At 45.7% G+C, this 21,844-nt stretch carries 21 protein-coding genes; 4 read left to right on the forward strand and 17 right to left on the reverse strand.

All coding sequences use genetic code 11. From position 1 onward, the window contains the following. Window positions 1-281 precede the first annotated feature (281 nt). The 9 genes from HP401_RS18105 to HP401_RS18145 all read right to left on the reverse strand — a co-directional run bounded on the left by HP401_RS18105 (window position 282) and on the right by HP401_RS18145 (window position 7,424). A complete protein-coding gene (locus HP401_RS18105) occupies window positions 282-971 on the reverse strand; it encodes a DUF4241 domain-containing protein (RefSeq protein ID WP_173605995.1) in 690 nt (229 codons plus the stop codon). 80 nt (window positions 972-1,051) lie between these two features. Next, on the reverse strand, window positions 1,052-1,759 hold the full coding sequence (gene deoD, locus HP401_RS18110; RefSeq protein WP_015891320.1) for a purine-nucleoside phosphorylase: 708 nt from the start codon (window positions 1,757-1,759) through the stop codon (window positions 1,052-1,054). Between the two features lie 183 nt (window positions 1,760-1,942). Beyond that, window positions 1,943-2,692, reverse strand: a complete 750-nt coding sequence (locus tag HP401_RS18115) for a glycosyltransferase family 2 protein (RefSeq protein ID WP_173606015.1) — start codon at window positions 2,690-2,692, stop codon at window positions 1,943-1,945. After that, entirely contained in the window at window positions 2,652-3,527 is an 876-nt protein-coding gene (locus HP401_RS18120; RefSeq protein WP_173605996.1) for a glycosyltransferase, read from the reverse strand. The genes HP401_RS18115 and HP401_RS18120 overlap by 41 nt, the downstream gene beginning before the upstream one ends. A 146-nt stretch (window positions 3,528-3,673) precedes the next feature. Then, window positions 3,674-4,894, reverse strand: coding sequence for a D-alanyl-D-alanine carboxypeptidase family protein (locus HP401_RS18125; protein WP_173605997.1), 1,221 nt, complete (start codon window positions 4,892-4,894; stop codon window positions 3,674-3,676). A 71-nt stretch (window positions 4,895-4,965) separates the two neighbouring features. After that, window positions 4,966-5,781 carry a GTP pyrophosphokinase gene (locus HP401_RS18130; protein WP_173605998.1) on the reverse strand — a complete coding sequence of 272 codons (816 nt, stop codon included), beginning with the start codon at window positions 5,779-5,781 and terminating at the stop codon, window positions 4,966-4,968. A 15-nt stretch (window positions 5,782-5,796) separates the two neighbouring features. After that, on the reverse strand, window positions 5,797-6,669 hold the full coding sequence (locus tag HP401_RS18135; RefSeq protein ID WP_173605999.1) for a M23 family metallopeptidase: 873 nt from the start codon (window positions 6,667-6,669) through the stop codon (window positions 5,797-5,799). 104 nt (window positions 6,670-6,773) lie between these two features. Beyond that, window positions 6,774-7,031, reverse strand: a complete 258-nt coding sequence (locus HP401_RS18140) for a hypothetical protein (protein ID WP_015891327.1) — start codon at window positions 7,029-7,031, stop codon at window positions 6,774-6,776. A gap of 186 nt (window positions 7,032-7,217) precedes the next feature. Beyond that, window positions 7,218-7,424: an alpha/beta-type small acid-soluble spore protein gene (locus HP401_RS18145; RefSeq protein WP_015891328.1), complete on the reverse strand. Its 207-nt coding sequence runs from the start codon at window positions 7,422-7,424 to the stop codon at window positions 7,218-7,220. Between the two features lie 251 nt (window positions 7,425-7,675). On the opposite strand from HP401_RS18145, the gene HP401_RS18150 reads away from it, so the two are divergent. Beyond that, window positions 7,676-8,554 (forward strand): 5'-3' exonuclease, encoded by an 879-nt coding sequence (locus HP401_RS18150; protein WP_142496875.1) that lies wholly within the window; start codon window positions 7,676-7,678, stop codon window positions 8,552-8,554. 60 nt (window positions 8,555-8,614) lie between these two features. Here the strand turns inward: HP401_RS18150 and HP401_RS18155 are convergent, their stop codons facing one another. From HP401_RS18155 to HP401_RS18165, 3 genes are all read right to left on the reverse strand, one after another. Next, window positions 8,615-8,914, reverse strand: coding sequence for a MarR family transcriptional regulator (locus tag HP401_RS18155; RefSeq protein WP_173606000.1), 300 nt, complete (start codon window positions 8,912-8,914; stop codon window positions 8,615-8,617). A 150-nt stretch (window positions 8,915-9,064) separates the two neighbouring features. Continuing rightward, window positions 9,065-10,783, reverse strand: a complete 1,719-nt coding sequence (locus HP401_RS18160) for a hypothetical protein (RefSeq protein WP_173606001.1) — start codon at window positions 10,781-10,783, stop codon at window positions 9,065-9,067. A 12-nt stretch (window positions 10,784-10,795) separates the two neighbouring features. After that, window positions 10,796-12,097, reverse strand: coding sequence for an AAA family ATPase (locus HP401_RS18165; RefSeq protein WP_173606002.1), 1,302 nt, complete (start codon window positions 12,095-12,097; stop codon window positions 10,796-10,798). Between the two features lie 236 nt (window positions 12,098-12,333). Between HP401_RS18165 and HP401_RS18170 the strand changes: the two genes are divergently transcribed. Further along, the gene (locus HP401_RS18170) at window positions 12,334-13,728 is read left to right on the forward strand and encodes a hypothetical protein (protein ID WP_173606003.1); all 1,395 of its coding nucleotides are present in this window, start codon (window positions 12,334-12,336) and stop codon (window positions 13,726-13,728) included. 155 nt (window positions 13,729-13,883) lie between these two features. After that, window positions 13,884-14,915 (forward strand): YkvI family membrane protein, encoded by a 1,032-nt coding sequence (locus HP401_RS18175; RefSeq protein WP_173606004.1) that lies wholly within the window; start codon window positions 13,884-13,886, stop codon window positions 14,913-14,915. Between the two features lie 179 nt (window positions 14,916-15,094). Here HP401_RS18175 and HP401_RS18180 read toward each other — a convergent pair whose 3' ends face one another. After that, complete coding sequence (locus HP401_RS18180) at window positions 15,095-17,041, reverse strand: hypothetical protein (protein WP_173606005.1); 1,947 nt, start codon at window positions 17,039-17,041, stop codon at window positions 15,095-15,097. 123 nt (window positions 17,042-17,164) lie between these two features. Between HP401_RS18180 and HP401_RS18185 the strand changes: the two genes are divergently transcribed. After that, the gene (locus HP401_RS18185) at window positions 17,165-18,397 is read left to right on the forward strand and encodes a hypothetical protein (RefSeq protein WP_173606006.1); all 1,233 of its coding nucleotides are present in this window, start codon (window positions 17,165-17,167) and stop codon (window positions 18,395-18,397) included. Between the two features lie 121 nt (window positions 18,398-18,518). Here HP401_RS18185 and HP401_RS18190 read toward each other — a convergent pair whose 3' ends face one another. The 4 genes from HP401_RS18190 to HP401_RS18205 all read right to left on the reverse strand — a co-directional run. Beyond that, entirely contained in the window at window positions 18,519-19,454 is a 936-nt protein-coding gene (locus tag HP401_RS18190) for a DUF4261 domain-containing protein (RefSeq protein WP_173606007.1), read from the reverse strand. Between the two features lie 46 nt (window positions 19,455-19,500). Beyond that, on the reverse strand, window positions 19,501-20,142 hold the full coding sequence (locus HP401_RS18195) for a hypothetical protein (protein WP_173606008.1): 642 nt from the start codon (window positions 20,140-20,142) through the stop codon (window positions 19,501-19,503). A gap of 593 nt (window positions 20,143-20,735) precedes the next feature. Next, a complete protein-coding gene (locus HP401_RS18200) occupies window positions 20,736-21,260 on the reverse strand; it encodes an EVE domain-containing protein (protein ID WP_173606009.1) in 525 nt (174 codons plus the stop codon). Window positions 21,261-21,624: 364 nt separating this feature from the next. Then, a partial coding sequence (locus HP401_RS18205) for an aldo/keto reductase (protein ID WP_173606010.1) occupies window positions 21,625-21,844 on the reverse strand: 220 nt, incomplete at its 5' end.

Genomic DNA, 21,844 nt, shown 5'->3' on the forward strand with positions numbered 1-21,844 from the left:
AAAAATACTATTTACATTTATTGTAATTTCATTTATATTATAATTAAGATCACTATAACTAAAAACGCCCGGAGGTCCCCAAATGACCAAATTAATTCCAAAATCTAAAACGATCACCTCTGTACCGAAAAAAAGATCGTACGAAAATACGTTGAATAACCTGGCGCAATACCTCGAACGAAATAAGAAAAAATAACCAATAAAAAGAGTGCCACTGGAGGCACTCTACTTTGGCGTCTATAAGCTTTTCTTCTCTCTTCCTTCCCCGTTTACCCCGACTTCTATTCTTCAGCAGTTCTCATCCAATCCAACAAGTAAAAATCTGTTACCAAACGTGCGATCTGTCCTTCCGTATCATAACCGATATAGCTCGCGTAGCTGCCGTCTCCCCAACCCGTTGAAAACATAGCAACATTAGAGCCTTCCGCCAAATCTATTAGCCCCCAACTCCGCGTGTGTTTATATGTTTGATCCATTTTCTTTGTCAATGTCTCATAAAACATTTCGTCCTTCTCCATTTCACGTTCCAAAAGCGCGCAAGCCTCTGTATCCATGAACGAGCCTGTCCCCGCATCCACACCGTAGCCAAAAAATTCACCTTCGCCAAGCTGTGACACATCTGACTCCGGCCAAACAGCCATTTTCCAAGACACGACAGGTTTATCTGAGAAGACAATCCGTGCCAATGCTACCCGTTCATCTGGCTCCAGAGCGTCATCCGTTTGCTCATCGTTTGACAGGGATTGAACTTGGGCAATAGCAAGCTGTACGGAAAAGCTCCCTTTTGGGAAAACCTCCTGAAACGGCTCAGTCTCAAACATCACAAACGGATCGTTCGCTACGATTTTTCCGGTTTTTATTTGAAGCTTGCCCATATCTTCACGGAACAGCCTGTATAAATAGCCTTCCTGCTCTTGCGTATACCCTTCGTCAAATGCCGTTTCAAAAAAGGCAGGGCAGTTATGTTTCATGATTCCATCCCCTTTTTCCATTCTCTACATAAAATCCCACTGACGATAGTTTGCCAGTGGGATGTCGTCTGCATGCTAATTTACTTGATCAAAGCTGCGTCCAGCGCCACTTCAATCATTTCATTGAAAGTCGATTGGCGTTCGTCAGCGGAAGTTTCTTCACCGGTAAGAATGTGATCACTCACGGTAAGGATAGACAATGCGTTGCGTTTGTATTTTGCAGCCAATGTGTACAGCGCGGAAGATTCCATTTCAATAGCAAGCACTTGGTAGGATGCCAATTTTTTGTACAAATCCAAGCTCTCGCGATAGAAGCTGTCACTCGTAAAGATATTTCCTACCTTGACAGGCAGATTGCGCTCAGTCGCTACTTGATATGCTTTGTGCAACAATTCAAAGTTAGCAGTAGGAGCAAAATCAATCTGGTCGAACAAGAGACGATTCGTTTGGGATTCGGAGGATGCGCTCATGGCGATAATCACGTCACGAACTTTGATGTCTTCCTGGATCGCGCCGCATGTGCCTACGCGGATCAGGTTTTGAACGCCATACGATTGCATGAGCTCATTGGCGTAGATCGAGATAGAAGGAACTCCCATGCCCGTTCCTTGTACAGAAACGCGCTTACCTTTGTATGTACCTGTGAAGCCGAGCATGCCACGCACGTTGTTGTAGCACTCTGCTCCTTCGAGGAAAGTTTCAGCAATGTATTTGGCCCGTAGCGGATCTCCCGGCAGCAGGATGGTTTCAGCAATTTGACCTTGCTGTGCTCCAATATGGATACTCATAATCTGTTTGCTCCTTTATCAAGAAAAAATGACCTACTTGCCTATCGTACTACAAAAACCGAACAATGCAAAGTCAAGAGATCAAATGATTCCAGCGGCTTTTGATGGCACGTTTGCGCGCGGCTTTTGAAAAAAACGAATAAGCGATACCCACAGTTGGCATCGCCTCGACAACGGTTTCATTCATTTGAGGGGCATTACGTAATCCATTGCTTCTAGATGATCTCCCAAGATCGTCTGGTTAACGCTCGATTTATTCTTGCTTGATGTCGCTCTTTTTCTCGTATGCTTTGCTGATGCACTGTAAGGAGATGACATGACACGCAATTGTTTGTGTAGTGCAATGGCGTGTGCAACGGCAGGTACGGCCAAATGTTGAACGCCGATGGTAGCGGCAGCTTGTCGTGTCATAGCAAAAGGTAAATCGTACATCGAGGACGTTCTTAGTTCATGACGTGAAACCAAGGAATTGAGAAATGTCTTCGCTAGCAAAATGGTATCCGCTTCCATAATTGATTGTTGAAGGGGTGTCATGCACCTTCTCAACGTGATGTCTGCTCCTCGGTAACACGTTCTGACAAAGGCCTGCATATCATTTGCAGCTACTACTTGATCTGCATCGAGAAACAACCACACATCTCCTGTGGCCTCCCTTGCACCAATGGCTCTCCATACATCATCCCCCAAAGAAAACGGGTACACAAGCGCGGTGAGTGGACAGGAGGAATCAGCGAGCTTTTTCACCGATTGATCCGGGCAGCCTTCTACAACGAGTACGATTTCCATGGGCCGAAGCTTCTCAATTTGTCTGAGTACTTTTTGGATTGTCCGCTCGTGGTGTACAGAGAGGATGACACTTAATCGATATCCATTCTGGCCTTTTTCTTTGCCATTAATGTGCTCTTCTCTGCGTTTTTTTGTGGGATCGCGCATATTTCGCTTTGCGTTTGCCACCCCGTCCACCGCCCTCCTTAACGCGCGATTCTAGATGAATGACCGAGCGCAGATGCAAAACGTCTGATGCATGCACCAAGTCGCGGTGTCGTTGACCATCCTGCTCTGCGCGGCGCTGCTTCGTTCCACCCGTTAGTAGCTGGATTGCCTTCGCATGCTCCCGATAAATCGTACGGATGTCTTTTTGCACGATATCACGAGTGCCAATTGGTTGTTTTTTCGCAGCAAACGGGGCGATTGTCGTCATTTTGAGCCCTAAGACAGACGCTTGAACCATAGCAACCGCCGGATTGCATAAAGTCTTGAAACCAATGGCCTCCAGAGCATTTCTGCTCAAGGCAAAGGGAATATTTTCAAAGGAAGCGGCCCCCATGCTTTTTTGACCAAGAAGATGGTTCAACAGGCAATAGGCACTATGTGCTGAACATTCTCCTCTTTTGGATCCCCCGTGGTCGGAGCATGTCGTGATAATGACATCCCATCCCTTTTTGACCAGCGTGACATATTTCTTCAAGTATAAGAGAGGCATGGCGAGTCGCTCGTCGATAAAAAGGGCAACGTCTCCCCTCGCGTGAGCAGAGCCGATCGCTCTTGCCTCATGACTGTCAACTTCTAAACCGGTTGAAAGGACTAGTACTCCCCATTCATTGGACAGATTAGCTTCTTGGGAGCTCATTCCGTTGCATATGACGATTACTTCCGTGTGTGGATCTATTCTTTTGACAACAGAGAATAGTTTCTTCATATTCCTGGCGTTGTCACTCATTGGGATGATGACGGACACGGCAGGGCGATCATAGATTCGGTTGTCCATCTCACTCCCCCTCACCAGAGAAAAGTTCTTTCTCTAATGTACGCTCATTTTCCACAATTGGACACGGCATCTATCCCCCACAGTTGACCTAACTAAAAAACAGGACGCGCATAGTGCTACGTCCTGTTTGGATTCTCATATTTGTATTAGTAGAACCGCCGTTGCAGACTGCGCTCGCGAATTCGTTTATTCCTCTGGACACGGGAAAACGTATACGCGATTAAGAAAAGGTTCATTCCTAACCAGACGATTAATACGCTATAGCGCGCCAGTGGATGTGGGTTTCCACTTTCTGAATCCCCGAACATAGTAGCAGGAGCTGGAGCAGGCGGATCATGGCGAAGCAACGGATAAGAGATGGCTAGCTTGCCAGCCTGGACAGACAGGCTCCCATTTGTTTTTAACTCTACCAAAGGCTCCACCCCTTTGGGAACCGTCGCATACAAATCTTCCTTGGCTGTAAAAGTCACAACCGAGGTATTGCCAGGAACAGCAACTTCTGAAAAAGAATCTCCTTTTTTGGCAACAGATTTGGTCTCAAATCCTTGAAAGCCAAAGTCCAGTAGCTTTTTTATATCTTTGTATGCATTTGCACTAGTAGAGGCCTTCATTGTGACAGCGATGAGCTCTGTTTCTCCACGCTTGGCAGAGCCTACCAGCGTATGCATCGCCTGATCTGTAAATCCGTTTTTGATGCCAGTCGCCCCTTCGTATTCGCGCAGGAGCTTGTTATGATTCACTAGCACTGTTTCCCACGTTTGTCCATGCCACGGCAGCCGCTTGGTACCGACAATTTCCCTAAATAAGGGGTTTTTCATCGCGTACCGCGATATTTTGGCCATGTCAGCGGCAGTCGTGTAATGATTCGGGTCATGTAGTCCGTGTGGATTGGCAAAATTCGTTTCGGTGACCCCTACTTTTTCTTTCAAATAGGCGTTCAAATCCACTGCAAAGCGCTCTGTCGTCTGGCTCATATGCTCCGCAATCGCTGTACCAGCGTCGTTGCCCGAATTCATGAGCAGTCCGTACAACAAATTGCGGAGGGAAATCTTTTCTCCCTCTTCTAAATAAACACGTGTTCCTTCTTCACGGCGTGCTTTTTTTGAGACGGTGACAGTGTCATCCAGATTCCCTTTTTCTATCGCGTAAATACCTGTTGCGATTTTCGTAATACTAGCAGGGTACAACTTCTCATGAGGGTTCTTTTCAAACAAGACTTGTCCCGTTGTAGCATCAATCAGAATGGCTGATTGTCCAATGAGAGTGTTAGGCTCCAGGCTTGATGACTCCTCGGCAAAAGCGGAAGGCATGCCTAGGTTGAACAAAACCATCACCACAACGAGTAGGTTCGTTAGTAAAAAGCGCATGTTAGTCTATATCCTTTCCTACTTTGTCGCGTTTTTTCAGGTTACATTTGGTCTGTAGACAACTAGAGACGTTATTTCAACCGTATTCCCAACAAATCGTGAATCATTTTAAACTTAGGATTGTCCGCAAAAGCCTCTTCGAAACCACTGACATGTTCCCTGTACAAGGCTGCGGCGGAATCCAAATCCTGCTTGACGTACAAAGAAAATATTTCTTCCAGTTTTTCTTCTAGTGTCGTATCAACTTCTGCCGGTGTGAGAATTTCTTGGCGCAAATTGTTCATCAACACGTCGAGCTGATGTGTGATTACAGACGCTTCATGAAGCTGCTGCAACACGTCTGCCGGAATGTTGCCCGCATATTTGTAACGCAGTTCATGTTCATTTGTCGCCCAGAAGTTCATTCCCAATGTACGGATTTGGATCTCACAAAAAAGTGTTCTCTTTTCGCTGCCGTGGTAGACCGTATACGAAACAATCATGTGAATACTTCTGTAGCCGGATTCCTTCGGAGCTGCTATATAGTCTTTGACATCGTGAATGACAATATCCTCCCGCTCCTGCAACAACTGCAGCACCTCGCGCACGTCGTCTACATAGCGGCATACGACTCGAAGTCCCGCGATATCCTGGACTTCCCTGGCGACGTCACTTTGCCAATGATCTCCCAAAAAGTCGATTCCTTTTTCATTTGCCTTCTTTACTAAACTGTCGACTTTTTTCACTCGTCCGACAACGAATTCAATAGGAGAATAACGGCCGCTTTTTTGAAAGCCGTATTTAATTCCTTTTAGTTTTAACTTTAGCTCTTCAACTGCCTGTTCATACGGCGCCAAGAAATGAACCATGTTGTTGAGTACTTTGCTTGGCACATTTGTGACTCTCATGAAGACACCTCCAAATTACTTCCAGAGGAAAGGTGATGCATCAAAAAACGGCTGTGGATTTACATACGTATTACCTACTAACATGCCGTAATGAAGGTGAGGACCTGTAGAAAAACCGGTGCTACCCATTTGTCCAATCACCTGTCCCTGTTTCACTTCTTGCCCTGTCTTTACATCTAGCTTGGACAAGTGAGCATAGATGGAAAAAATATTTAACCCGTGATCGATGATGATGGTATTGCCTGTTAAGTATAAAGAGTCGGCCAGAACCACTTTCCCGTGGTTGCTCGCCCCAATTGGCGTACCTGTTTTGTTCGCGATGTCAATCGCCGCGTGTCTGTTGGCTGGTACACCATTTACTACGCGCTGGTAGCCAAATGGAGTCGTTAATTTTCCGACTGCTGGCTGTTGAAACGGCTCCGAGAAATACGGAATCGCTCGCGAGTTTGATCTAGCTGCATTGATCTTTTTTTGATCTGCATTGATTCGTTTTGTATCCTGTCGCATGTTGTTGAGCTGTTTACTTACCGTAAGCTTGTCTACTTCAAATTTTTTCGGTGCGATTGTCACCGTTACGGAAAGTTTTTTGTCAGCAGATGTAACTTTATAGGTCCCTGCTTTCGTGTTAAAAGGAATCGGGATAAACCGGGCATACTCATCCTGTGTCTTTTGCAATTGATAGTTCTGAGAGAATACCGTTACGGTTTGTGGCTCTTTACTGCGTACAAAAATAACGTCCCCAGGATATGTTTTGGCTGGCGTTACGCTAATCGCTGGTTGTTGTTTCGTCGTTTGGGCGTAAACTCCTTCTACTGTCTGGCTGAAAATGCTTGTCCCAGGGACGAGCAATGCTGTGGCCAACATGAGACTAACCATTGATTTGAACATAGACATGCTCCCTCCCATTTTCTAGTATAACAAAACACACCCTGAAAGGAAAAAGAAAAAGAAGGCTAATGAGCTAGCCTTCTCCAATCATTCCAAATGTAATTTTACTGTTTCTTCGAATAATCCGACATCATTTCCATGATGGATTGCACGCCTGTCAGCATTTCGCTTGCACGTTTGGTTTTTTGTGAGATGCCTTCAAAATCAAGTAACCCTTTTTTGCGTTCGTTCCATCTTTTAAACAATTCTTCCGCCATCCCGGGGTTGCTTTTGACCGCTCTAATCCGCATGGAATCTTCGAGGACCCATGCTTCAAATTCGGGATGCTTTTTTAAAAGCTGCTTGACTTCTTTTTTCTTCATAGCCGGACGTCGCTCCTTTCCACTGGACAAACGAGGATAGTTAACTGTTCGTTACACCATATGACTAGTCCGCGATTGTGCTTGTGTGTTTGCACCACACAGGAAAGAAAAGGGCTATTCATGGCAAACATAGAAAGGCCCCTAAAAAGGGACCTCTCTTCATCCAGCTATTTACTTGTCTGAACGTTAGACTTGACGACCTGCCAATTGTTGCTCTGCGAAGCTCACCAGACGCTTAGTAATTTCTCCACCAACAGAACCGTTTTGGCGAGAAGTAGTGTCTGGTCCGAGATTTACACCGAATTCAGATGCAATCTCATACTTCAGTTGATCCAAAGCTTGGTTCGCTTGAGGAACTACCAGGTTGTTGCTGCCCGAGTTGTTGTTAGCCATGATTGATTCCTCCCGACGCGGTTTTTTCTCCCGGGACGGATTTGAACCGTCAGCTTGTTGCTTCTCGCCTTGAGACCGGAAGTTGATTTTCAAGAGGTGGTTGTTGACCTCTTGTGGTACTATCATCCCACCGCAAGAAAAGTACATACACGTTTTCTCCCGATATTTCTGTTGTAAAATCTGACAAGGTTGTCCCACTCCTTTATGCTATAATGGTGGGTATAGTTTGGTAGTGAGAGGGGCAAGGTTTTGTGAGTGATTCTGGAAAAGTACTGCTCATCGATGGTATGAGCTTTTTATTTCGCGCCTTTTATGGTTCTGCTTGGGGTGGAGCCTATCGCCAGACTTCAACAGGTGTGTACACAAATGCGGTTTATGGATTTACAAAAATGATGCTCGATTACGCAGAGTTGACACGTCCTTCTCATCTCGTAGTGGGCTGGGATGTCGCTTCGCGCGAGTCTTTGGTGCGCAGTCAATGGTATGACGGCTATAAATCAAATCGCCAAGCGGCGCCGGATGAGCTCATTCCACAATTCGATTTGGTAAAAGAAGTAACGGATGCATTCTCAGTTCCGAATTTGGGTTGCCCTGGCTTTGAAGGCGATGATGTATTGGGCACGCTCTCCACACGTCTTTCCGAAGAAGGACACGAGGTCATCATTGCGACAGGTGATTACGATAGCTTGCAGCTCATATCTGAGCGAGTGAGTGTAAAAATTTTGAAAAATGGCGGTAAACACGAGCATTATAATCCTGCGAGTCTCTTGGCATTGCGTGGAATTACACCTGAACAGGTCGTGGATGTCAAAGCTTTAATGGGAGATGCCTCTGACTGTATTCCAGGCTGCCCAGGAATTGGTGAGAAAACAGCGACAAAATTGATTACCGAGCATGGTGATCTGGACAACCTATATGTAAATCTGGCAAGCTGTACGCCTAAAATGCGCAGCAAGCTGGAAGAAAATCGCGATCAGGTGTACTTGAGCAGAAAACTGGCTACGATTATTCGGGATGTTCCGGTGGAGTATGCGCTGGAGGATGCCCTATGGGAATACGATCGTCAAGTCGTTCAGAACAAATTCGACGAGCTTGAATTCGGACGTACGATGGCCGCGAGAGTTGGCTAATTGGGGTCCTGAGCATCGGCTGAGAAGAAGCGGACTCCCCCTTTTTTTCAGCCGATTTCTTTATGCACTGCATAATCGCTCCGTCAGTGAAACCCACACAATCCGGCGATCCATTTGGTCTCGGTACCTTCGTACCAAATTTTCCTCCTCCAGCCTACTAATTAAGCCTGAAGTTGTACTGTTTGACAAATCAACAGCCTTACTAAGGTCCCCCATTGTTCTTGGCCCGTTTTCAAGAATTTCGAGAATCAATACTTGTTGCCAATTGATATCATTTGTTTTTAGCTCTTTTAGAGCAATATTTGAAAATAATACATTGGCTCCCTGTATAAGCTTGGCCAGCTTAATCAGTCTCTCCATAGAGTCCTCCTTCTGCTATTTTATTGGCTACGCTCAGCATAGGCGAAACAATTAAAGAAAACAGTGGGTAAGAGTTAAAATTTTTCTTAAGCGAAATGAAAAAATCCCGTCCCACGAGAGGAGACGAGATTTGGAAGTACGTCGAACAACTTATTTGGCTGTTTGAAAAACATCTAGGAGCAGCCCTGTATTCTCCTCCCCATCCGCTTCCCAGCTCGTCGCAAATTTGACGCGATGAGAAACACCCAGCAAATCATACGCTTGTACGAGATGCTGCCTCGCAGAACCCACAATCAAGCTGTGCAAGCGAACTTGTTTATGCTGGCCCAAAGAGATGAGTTTTTCTTGGACATAAGAAGAAATTCCCCCAATTCCATCCGTTACCATCACAAAATCTGCTCCACGCCACGCCTGTTCCTTTTCAACCAGCTCGATGGCTCGCTTCATCGGAGCGTCAAAGTGAGTCCCACCGCCAAACGCCATTTGCGCCAGGCCGTAAAAAGCAGGCCAATCTGGTTTCTTGTGATAGAGCGGTTGCTCCTTAATCTCTCCTTTTGCCCCGAACAAGAGGAGGATAAAATCGCGCTTTTCCAGCATCGAGAGGGCAGCAAACGTCATGATGAAAATTTGCGCAAGCCGCAGCTTACTACCGCGCATCGAATGGGATGTGTCCAGCATGCAGATCACCGGACCCTTTGGCGGCTCTTCTACCCATCCCGAGGTATCGTAGGTCATGAGCTTTTGCTCCAGCCATTTGAGCATGAAGTAATTCTCAAAGTCCGGATCAGCGAGAAGCACCGCTTCACCAGGCAGCATGTGTGCAATATCGCCCGATTGTCGCAAATCATAGTATTCCTCTGGAAAATGTCTGGAGCGAATTTCTTTGCGCTTTACACGAAAGCGATGGACTTGCCTTCCTACCTCGTTCAGAAAAGCGACCAGATCTGGATGGCGCTTCAATTTCTCAATCCATTTCAAATACTGCTCAAAACTTTGCCTCCGCAGCTTTCCTAACTCATGCCCCCAGCTTCGGTTGGCAAAACGCTGACTGGCCGTAAATACCTCTTCGACAAAAAGCGTATCGAGTTCCTCAGTGGATAGCGTCGCCTTTAACGATTGCTCCAGCCATTGTCCCAGCTCTTTTTCAAAAGCGGCGATCGCTTCCTTCTCTTGCTTTTGCAATCGTTCTAACTGCTTTTCCCGTTGGACGAGCTCCCCCTCCAATTTTTTTACCTTTTGCAGCAGCTTAGTCCGTTTCGTGAACTGTACTTTCATTTCTTCTTGCAGCTCGGTAATTCGATTTTGCAAGGACAGTACCTCTGCCCGCACTAACGGCTTGGTGTCCATGGCCTCCTGCTTATCCTCCACGACGCGCTTCCCCTGTTGAAGGGTATAACCGACTAACTCGAGCTTGGCCTTTTGTTTTTCTGTCAGTAGCTCGGAAAGCTGTGCTTGTTGACTTCCCTCCTGGCCTTGCTGGTCTTTCAAGCCAGTTAAGAGCGGAGAGGGCCGTTGATCCTTCTCCCGCTGCTTCACTTCCTCGGAAAACGTCTCTGTCAGCCACAGCAAGGCCTTGATTGCGGTTTTGAACGACGCACTTTCCTGCCCGACTGTCCGTGGATGAATCATGCGTGTAAAATACTGCTTCATGAGCGTACGAATCATCCAATGATGAAAAGGAGTGGATTCTTGCGTCAGATCGATCTCCGGCTTTTCCAAATAAAAGACGAGGAAAAAGTCAGCCAAGAGATCCAAATCAAACCATGCTGCTCGTGCCTGCGCTTCATGAACCCATTCCTGAGCCGTGCGCGAAGAGGCGAGGTATGTTTCAAATACATAACGATCAACACCACTAGCGCGAATGATCATACGAGCTACCTCCTACAACGTAAAATCATAATCCGCCCCGGGGATTTCCTTGTCAAAAATCGTCCGATACGTGCGCTGGAGTTGTTGTAAAATCCGTTCGCCTTCAATTCGCAGGTACGAATATTTAACAGCGTATTTTTCTGCATGGGGAATCAAGCGGTTTTTTTCCAGGACATAGGCATGCAGATCGTGCTCCCGCTTCTCCCACTGAATAAGACGATTACGCAAGTCTCGTGCCGTCTCTTCTACCTCTTCGCGACTCTCCTCCAACAACCGGACATTGCGCTCCATCGCTTCTTTGCCCAGCTTTGCGCCCACTTCTTTTTTAAACTGGAAAGCATGCAACTCTGATTCTTTTTCCTTCCATTTATCTGCAATTTGTCCGAAGCGTTGGAGTGGTAATTCATTCTCCATATCATTCTTCAGCATTTCCGTAAATTGTTGTTCAAACGCTTCCTGCATAACAGGTAAATCCTCAGGGACATTCCACAGCATATGCGGAGTGAAAACCGTGTCCCAGATCGTCACTTGCTCACGTCCATGCAAGGCAGCAGAAGTACGCCATACATTTGCGATTTTACTCCAACGGCGGTCGGAGAGCACATACTCTTTTGCTTCCAAGTCTTGTTTGAGGCGGTACAGAAAATAAATGATGGTTTCTGGAATGACCACTTGCTTCGCTGCCGCTTGAATATCCTTTACGTCATACAGAGAGAACACAACGGGAAGAGACGTCGTTGGCAAAGAAAACATGCGCTCATAGCTGGACGCCTGCTTCAAATAGTGAACCTCATAACGGAACAGGAAGCGGTCATAAAGAGCAGTCAATTGATCATCGTCATCGGGAAGCTCATTCGATGCAGCGATTAAGAACTGCAACGGAACCTCCTCTTTTTCTCTGCCATTGAAATAAACTCGTTCGTTCAATATAGAAAGCAGCGCATTCAGAATCGCGCTGTTCGCTTTGAAAATTTCGTCTAAAAACGCAAACTGAGCGTTGGGTAAATAGCCAGCTGTTTTTCGTACGTATTGATCCAGTTTCAATTGTTGAAGGGAGACTGGACCGAATATCTCATCAGGAGTCGTAAAACGGGTAAGCAAATACTCAAACCAATGTTCCGATCCAAAAAGCTGAGAAACTGATCGTGCCAGCTGAGACTTCGCTGTTCCCGGCGGACCGATTAACAAAGCATTTTCCCCGCTCATGATGCCCAGCATTAAAAGGCGAATCAGTTCACTTCTTTCCAGGAAACGGCGCTCCAAAAGCTCAATTGCCTGGTCCATTTTACGTTGGATGGGTGTAGTCGAATTCATCGTAGTTGGCTGCACGACGGACTGATTACGAACGTCGATGTGCCGATCCCCCTCTCTTGCTTGGAACCCAAATGTACGTCATTCATCATTAATAGTGGCATATCGTGGACAAAAATGCCAGTTTCCAGTTGGTTCAGTCGTCTGCTCTGTGATGTGCGTTCACCCATGGCCTATTTTTCGCATATGTTGTGACAACAAGGTACTTCCATCGGAGTAACGAAGAAGGAGGGTGCGACGTGGGAATCGAGCTTATGTGGATACATGGTGTGTATGTCTTGTTCGTGATCGGCATTATTCTCGTAATGGTTTTGCGAAAAGATACGAGTCTGATTAGTATCGTAGGTATAGCGATCATCGGCTTCGTCGCGACAGGCTCTGTGACAACAGCCGTCGGTGGAATATTCGGCAGCTTCATCTATGCGATTACCGAGCTATTACCGACGATTTTAGTCATCTGCATCATCGTTGCGATGAGTCACGTTTTGACCGATACAGGCGTAAATGAAACGATGATTCGGCCGATGACCCATTTGATTCGAAATCCAACATTGGCTTATTGGGTCATCGGGATCGTCATGATGGTCATTTCCTGGTTTTTCTGGCCTTCTCCAGCTGTCGCACTGATCGGTGCTGTCATGTTGCCCGTCGCATTGCGCGCTGGCCTGCCGGCGATGGGTGTCGCCGTTTCGATGAACTTGTTTGGACATGGGATTGCACTGTCCGGTGATTATATTATTCAAGGCGCCCCCACTTTAACCGCCAAAGCTGCAGGAATTCCTGTCACGGACGTGATTTCGGCCAGTGTCCCTCTTGTGATTATTATGGGCGTCGTGACAACTGCAATCGCATTCTGGTATTTGAAAAAAGACATGAAGCTCGGCGCGCTTGCGTCTCCCAAAGAGACTGTCGTGCCCGATGCAGTTTTTACTTCCGCACGAGTCCCTTTGTCAGATGGCGTGCGGCGTACGTTGGCTGGACTCGTACCGGTATTATTTGTTCTCGATGTCGTGGCCATGTTTGCTTTTGATTTACACGGTGGTGATGCAACGGCGCTTGTGGGCGGAACTGCCTTGCTCATTCTCGTCATCGCAACGATGCTCGCGCACAAGAAAAGTGGTCTCGAGCAGGTAACCACCCATCTCATTCAAGGCTTTCAGTTCGGTTTTAAAGTATTTGGTCCGGTCATCCCGATTGCTGCTTTCTTTTATATGGGCGACAGTGGGTTTACCAAGGTATTTGGGGAGGTCCTGCCGCAGGGTTCACACGGAATCGTGAATGACCTCGGCGTGGCGCTTGCACAGACGATTCCCATTAACAAGGAAGTAGCTGCTCTCACTGTATCCGCAGTAGGTGTCATTACAGGGCTGGATGGCTCAGGCTTCTCCGGGATTACACTGGCTGGCTCTTTGGCTCAACTATTCGCAACTGCTCTGGGTGCCGGTGCCGCTATGTTAACTGCACTCGGTCAAATTGCCGCTATCTGGGTCGGTGGTGGAACGATCATTCCTTGGGCATTGATTCCTGCTGCAGCAATTTGTGGAGTAGACCCTTTTGAGCTGGCGAGACGAAATTTGTATCCCGTGGCGATTGGGCTTTTGGTCACGACAATCGCGGCGATGTTTCTATTGTAAAATGTCAGTATCTATACGAAAAAGCGAATGGTTACAAGCCATTCGCTTTTTTCATGGGGTGTTTGATTAGATAGACGCGTTTTCTCATTCTGTTTTTCTCCGAGACTCATACACTTGTACTAGCCTCTATTTGGATGGGAAAGGAAAAAACCAGTATGAAGTTGTGGGGAAAAAGTATCCAAGTCGCAGCAACGTACATTGGAACCGTCGTAGGCGCCGGGTTTGCGAGCGGTCAAGAAATCCTCGCGTTTTTCACTGCCTACGGCCATGCCGGAACAATCGGCATCCTGCTCGCCACCTCTCTTTTTGTTTGGCTGGGCTACAAGATGATGCTACTCGCTCATCATTTGCGCACACCCTCCTATGAATCCTTTAATCAAAAACTGTTTGGACCGATGATCGGTCGTACGATGAATATTTTGGTATTTCTCACCCTTTTTGGCGTCACGACTGTCATGTTGGCAGGAGCGGGCTCGGTCTTGGAGGAACAGTTCGACATTCCGTATTTGGTCGGGACCGTCGCCACCGTTCTGTTCGCCCTGTTGCTTCTGCGAAAAGGGTTGGAGCAGTTACTCGTCGTGAATGCGATCGTCGTTCCGTCCATGGTATTGTTCGCTTTGCTCATTTTGCTGGATGGCACCGCAGAATCTCCCATGCCTCTCTCGACCCCAACTAATTACTCCTTCTTATGGAAAACAGTCTTATACGTGTCCTTTAATCTAGCCATGGCCCAATCCGTTCTCATCCCGATCGGCTATGCAATCCGCAACAAGGTTGTTTTGTTACGGGCAGCCGTCATTGGCGGAGTCGTGCTTGGATTCATGCTCCTCGTCGTCCATACTGCCATGTTGGCCAACTGGGACGATGTCCGTCTCATGAATATCCCGATTCTTTTTGTAACGGAGCAATGGAACGAATGGCTCCAGCTGTTCTTTGTTTTTGTGCTCTATTCCGAGATTTTTACCACGCTGATTTCCAACGTGTTCGGGATTGGTCAGCAGCTGCGTGAATTATTGGACGTTCCGGAAACGCGGCTTTACTTGTATTTGTTTTCTACTGCTTTCGTTTTGTGCCTGATTGGGTATAGTCAGTTGCTCATGTTTTTGTATCCGTTGTTTGGGTATTTGGGGTTGTCTACGCTCTGTCGGATTTCGCTTCCAGGGAATGGGATCATAAAGCGGTTTTGATTGGACGACCATTAGACATTTTCTACCCATCATCCATGTCAAGAACGTTCGGATTTAAGGTAATCAAATGGTCCACCCAAAAGTATTACCCCCGTAATTTTTTTAACAACGAGCAAAAGGCTTTCTTAAAAACCGAACAATTATCATATGCATAGCCATAAAGTATGGAATTCGTTATCTCAAACATTTTTCTTTCGTAATACTTCTGCATACTTTTCTATAGATTCCAGTTCCATGAGCCGAATCAAATTCATCGCCTTGCTTTCCCAATTCTCGATTTGATCCTCTTCATATAGCATTTCAATGAATGGTTCGTACAAACACGGGCTTTTGGTTGCGACAGGATGTTTTCCGTCCACTAAATGAGCCCACTCTAGATATCGTTGGCAAATCGAGTAAGCGATGGTGCCGTCATCAGTCTGTAACAACGGGTAATCATAGCATAGCTTTGACAGGACTTGATCTGTATGAACAGAAGCGAAAGGCCATTCAGAAAGAGCATCTCCTAGACGTCTTTCTAAACGTGTAAACGCAGCTTTCAACGCTTCGCCACTTCTCTTTGATTTACCAAAGTCCCGCTCCACCGTATTCCCGATTTTCTTATCCCATTTCACGCGTTTGATTTGATCAATGGCAAACTCTACATTCCGATTTCTCCAGGCTTCAGCTGTTCTGTGATACACATCGAATGGATCTTTACCAGCCCTCGCCTGCCAACTTGAGGGATGAAAGGTGTTACCGCCAACCTCAATCAGTCCATGATCTACACGTATACTTCCTTCGAGTGCATATAGTAAAAGTAAAGGTTCATAGATTCGATAGATGCGAGCAGCGATCTCATTTCCTTCTTTGGCACAAGTCATATAGTATAACGTTAGCTCACTAACGGATTGAACACGGTTACCCCTCATTCTTGCCACGACTGTATTTTTCTTTGCGATATCATGCTCGGCTGGTACACCTGCTGCACGATAAGGATGAAAGTACAGTGGGTGAACATTCATTGGATGAGCTTCGATGAATACGTGGATCCGTCGCAAATATTCATGGAACAGTAAATAAACCACGTTATTCTCAGCTGAAGTACTTCTATGGCTATGGTGGTTTGCCAGATTGGCTATATACGTGATCAGCTTTAGAATCCGTTCATCTCCGTTGCACAAAGCAAATTCCAGCAGACTATGATCAAAATCTTCGATAGGCAGCTCAAGCGCTGGAAATTTCAATAAAAAGTCTTCGATTGGTCGCTCTCTCTGGTAGTTTTTCTGTCCCGTTACATACAAATAGATGTCTTTCGCTTCCTTTACCTGAGGAACGGTGATCATGGAATAATCGCAGGTTTTATATAAACGAGATTGAAAATGAAACATTTCCATCGTATTCTTGACTTCAGCACGTTCACGATCATATTGGTAAGAGCAATCAAACGGAAACCCACGCAGAATGAAATAACTGCTAAGGTCGAGCTGCGTAAGATCAGCGACTTCCATCGCATAAGCCACCGCATATATTCCCATTCCATTTCGAACATGAACATATAACCGGCCATCTTGGCTCCTCCACCATTTTTGATAACCTTGACTCGCCTGCTCAATAAGAATAGGTTTCTGTTCTATACGTGAGAGCCAATGCGCAACGTCTGACTGTTCTATCCATTTTACTACCCATTGTTTTTTCTCTCGCAGCAAGCTGTATTTGACACCTTCACTCTCTAGCAGTTCCTCCATATTTTCAGCAAATACTTGAAACGTAGTATAGAGTAACGTATACAACTTGCCGTTCTCATCTATATATCCACCCTTACTCAACCGATCATCCATCACATGAAAGCACTCTACCACCGTTTGTCCTTCATAATTTAATACCTCGGGTACTCTCCGTTCCTCTCCATCTCGATGCGCAAAGCTCCCCCATAAATCGATGCAAAAACGATTGTCGATCTCTCCCCCAAATGAATAGCTCAAGCCTCCATACTTTTCCTGCACATCCAACAAAGCATCAAAAGCTGGAATGCCCTTCTGTTGTAGGATTTTTTTTACTTGCTCTCTGTCCGTAATGGTTTTCCTTCTTGTACATTGCTGAACAAAAGCCTTCGCTGTTTCTGACAATTTGTCACCGCCAGGCATATTCGTAGCCTCCTTTCGAGACTTTAGATTTAATTTTTACACCAACAATGGTAACATTTGTAACAGTTGAAACGTCATTCGTTAAGGCCCAACTCATCAAGCTACTAGAAAGGAATTCCTATCGTGAAATTTTCTACCCTATTAAAAACCATGCTCGTTCTGTTACTCACGTTCTTCTCTACTTCGCCAATCAAGGCCGAAGAGCAGCAGGACCCATCAAGAGAACCGCAATTACCAGTGGTGTATCAAAACCTGCAAATACCGTCTCATTTGACAGAGCCATTCTTTCTTTTCACGAAGCAACCACTTTACAGGCACAATTCACCTCCAAAGCCTTACACCATGTCATTGGTTTCACCGTCTGGAAAAGTAATAAATAGCAATTACCTCGTTTATAAAAGTGAAGTGTACCCGCTCCGAAATGGGTACGGTTATTTTTATAATGGTGCCTTATTTAAGGATACGAAGTATTTGGTCTACGATAAGCAGGGCAATGTTTCACCGATGACTACCTGTTGCGATGTTGCTTTCAGGCAGATACATGGGGAATGGTTTACGGGTACGGACTATCCGGGAAACCTGCCGTATCTGTACAATGCCAAAACAGGGAAAATTCACAAGAAGTTTCCGGACGCGGATCATCCATTCTACTTAGCCGAACCGACTACGAAAACGTTTGATCCGTACTACTTGCCCTATAGTGATACGGTAAAAGACGCAAAAGGGGACGAATACTACAAGATGGGCATGAGAAATATTCATGGAAAAATACTGAGCAAGCCATTTTTTGATGAATATTTCGGATATGGTGAAGGCTGGCATCGTGTGAAAATAAACGGCCAAACGCATTTTATCAGTAATGAAGGCAAAATTATGCTGAAGCCTTCCCGTAACTATAAAGTCGAATCGAATATGCACAGTGGAGCATTTATTGTCTCAGGCAAGCTGGGGAACGAAGAATTTTATGTGCTAATGAATAAAAAGGGACTCATTGTTTCCAAAAAGTATGCGTTTATCCGCCCAACCTCCGATGGTAATTTCCTGGCAGTGACGAAAACCAACAAGCAATATACCTTTACCAAAATAAATGCGGCAGATAAAGTCGTCACCCCGCAACAATATGTGCTAAATAAGCCAGAACAAATGAAAGAGCTCAAGCAGACGGGACAGTTGTTCCATACCGATACCCAGATCATTGCGAACACAGCTAACAATCAAAGCTTCAACTTTCCACATCAATTGTTGATCACCCCTACGAATGAGACAGTCGCCATCGAGTACACCATCTCAGGGACTAAAAAGATCGGTGTGTATACGCATGACGGCAAACTGATCTACGAGGAGATTATCAAATAAGTAGGTACAGTGAGCCTGACTTCTCTTACATTCTCATACTAATAAATAAAAGCACGACAATGCCCTGAAACAGGGGTTTGGTCGTGCTTTTTCCTATCAAGTTCCTTATACTCCCAAGTGATTATTCCAATCCCGCAGGTTTTTCCCTTCCATCCAACGGATACCAGCGAAGCACATCACGCGGAGGACTTGCCAGCCCTTCCTCCAACAAGACACACTTCCAAATTTCTTCACCCGGCCCATCAGTTGTATCGCCGTCATTGATAACAGGACCATTCTCGTATACATAGTTCGATATATTACGTAGGAAACTTGCAACCTCATTCGGATCGTAGGCATCCCCATTAAATACCGCCTCATGATCGATCACATCCAACTGCTGCATGCCGACGGTATCCATCAAGAGCCATCCCTCTGGAAGATTGAACAACCGGACATTGGACCATAGCTCCAGCGGAAGAAGCTGGATTTGCTCATAGCGTTGATTCAGCTCTTGCATCAGCTCGGCAGACGCGAGGCACTCCCCATTCGGATTAAAAAAGCAAAGAGCTTCTGGCATTTTCAACAGCGACTCTGCAATGGCGGTGACAGTCATCAACTCCGGGAGCGACTCATAATCCTTAGGCAGTACTGGAGCCTGATCGTCCGACTCCCCCAAGACGAAAGAAGAACGAATACGGATAAACGCTCCGTGCTCGGATGCGGCTTGCTGTCCTTCGGGATATCCCCACGATTGCTGAGCAGCCCGCTCTAGACTATTCGAGAACGTAAACGGTCCGAAAAAGCCCATCGACCAAGCCCCAAACAACATCGTATCTTCTGCCGGGTCTCCCATTGAATCCGGCCAAGGCTTATCGACAACATCGACCTGAATATATCCGTTTACTTCTGGACGATACGGAATAAGCAAGCTAGGGCCGCTGAACACCCATTGGTCGAACGTTTCTATGATATTCGCAATTTCGAATTGATCCTTGAGCCTGTCTGCTATTTTGTGAATTGGAACCGCTGTTGACAACAGAATCGCAACCCCTTGAGAATACATACCTTTTGGCATATCGTCATCTTCTTCCTAATTGTATTTGTATGAGTCAAGACTTACTTTACGCAACTGTAAAACCGATTGCTTGAAGCTCCTTCATCGCCATTTCCAGATCAACTTCTGGATTCAGCTCCATCATCATTTCTTTGGTGATGGAAGTATTCGTAAATACATAACCAATTACATCAAGTGGGACCTGCACCTCGTAGTAGTCCTCTACCCACTCCAGATAGTCTTCTGGGTTATCATATATCATCCCAAGCAAAAAATCTGATCCGTCATCCAGCCCTTGGGGATTATGTACCTCTCCCGTTTTCCATACGTGATCAGCAGATTCTCGCCATAAGCAGAAAGTAACTTCCTCCTTGGTCAACGCTTCGTCATTGAGACGGTGAAGCAATGCGGGAGGGACTTGCTCATAGATACCAGGCCAAACCTCGTATTCTTCCCTAGCATGTGGACTCATTTCTGATTCATGATCGAATCCTTTTACAATGACGCCCTCGGGTGTGAACAGGATGTAAAGATCGTCGCCTGAACCGTTGCTTACGCTCGCGAATGTCGTGTTTTCATCCCAGTGCGGATCGAACTGATATCGGCGCAGCCATTCCTCTTCACACAATACGATATCCAGTGCGCTCAGGATAAGCAGACGCTGTTTTAATACTTCTGGCTCCAAGAAAGGCTTAGGCCAAATGTTCATGTTAGATTCTCCTTTAATTCCCTATATATTGTCAATAACCCGTCTAAATACTCGCCCCTGTCTAAGAGCTTCTCACCGATTGGCTCAGGCGGCATTTTCTCTGTACATCGGGGACAATCATAGCTGTTCTTATATGTATCGGATTCTGACTCCATATGTAAATAGGTGGCATTTAGCATGTAATTGCATTTCTCGCAAATAACTGTATGAGTTTACACAAATCTTAACAGACTCGAGGACCTTGTTAGAATTTATCCAACAAGGTACTATACTCTATTCAACTAAGTTTACAGGAATCGGTTCTTTAATTCTGACCATGTGGAATAAAAAAATTCAGCCTTGTTCGTAAACCCAATATAATGCTCAAAATTTTCTTAGTCAAAAGTTGCATAATATACTCGTTGGAATATTAGACAACCAATTTCTCGACTAATTTCGCATTTTTACTATCGTTAAACTGATATCTCAAATAATTCAACGCAAAAGGAATCCCCTTCAGGATAAAAGGCAAAGTGACCATCTGCGTTTTATCCTGAAGGGGACTTTTTTAGTTGTGATGGGATAACCATGCATATTGCTACCGTTATAGCCCATCAGTCATTTGCTTCACCTCTATTTTGTCTAGTAGGTTTAGTATCCTGCAGCTTATACGGATTGTCGACGTCATGCTGGATACCTTCCACATCGCCAATCATTGCGCCAGCAATCGTCAGAAAATCTTCGAACCCGACTTCAAAGTGACCATAGCGGAATGGATACCCCCAATTTCGATTCCCGCGCGTGAAGGTAAGCTGATCCAATAAAGTGGCAATCTTCACTTCGCGACACGGAATATAGCGGATATTCCGACGATACGGCACAAAGGATTCGGACATCGGATATTCGTAGATTTTGTCATCTGCCACTTGTCCAATGGCGGTAAATGCTTGAAGCACTTCCCCCTTAGACAAGTCTGTTCGTGGAGAGTAGTATATCAACCAATCACCGGGAGACATCCGACGCAATGGTGCCGACTTGCCATGGCAGAGCTGGGCGAATCCACCCAGCACCCCCCTTTTTACATGTGAAGCAGATACAACTCCAATCCAGTAGCGACTTTTCTGGATTGTTACATTCATCGGCATCGTTCCTATCCCTTCCTTCTTTAAAATTTATACGTTTGTATGTAGTACCCCGAATCACGGATGAGTATAGTATTTTGCCATATAATCATCTTAACGTAACTATATAAAAACGTTACTGACAACAGTATGTCAGTAACGTTAGAAGTATCTTTCAGGTCTACCTTCGACTTGATTTTCCGTTGGTTAAAGAAACGACTGGAATGCGCATGCGATGTTTTGCCAATCTCATGCTCCTTGGCTTGTTATCTCTACCATGTGAATAAACAGCCAGTGTTTGCCGAGCCGGTTAACTCCACGTTAAGGGTGCAACCGATTATTTTGTCGAATTAGCTTGTCCATGGGTTATTGTTTCCACCTATTAAAAATCAAATTTGTCCGGGTCTGGACCGACTCGATGATTCTGATTCAAGCCATCGATCCGATCCATCTCTTCTTTTGTCAACTCAAAATCAAACACAGATGCATTTTCAACGATTCGATGTTCTTTTGTAGATTTTGGAATCGTTACAACACCATTTTGCAAGTCCCAACGCAGGATAACTTGTGCAATGGATTTGTGATGCTTATTAGCAATCTCT

Source organism: Brevibacillus sp. HB2.2 (genome assembly GCF_013284275.1).
GTDB classification, from domain to species: Bacteria; Bacillota; Bacilli; order Brevibacillales; family Brevibacillaceae; genus Brevibacillus; species Brevibacillus brevis_D.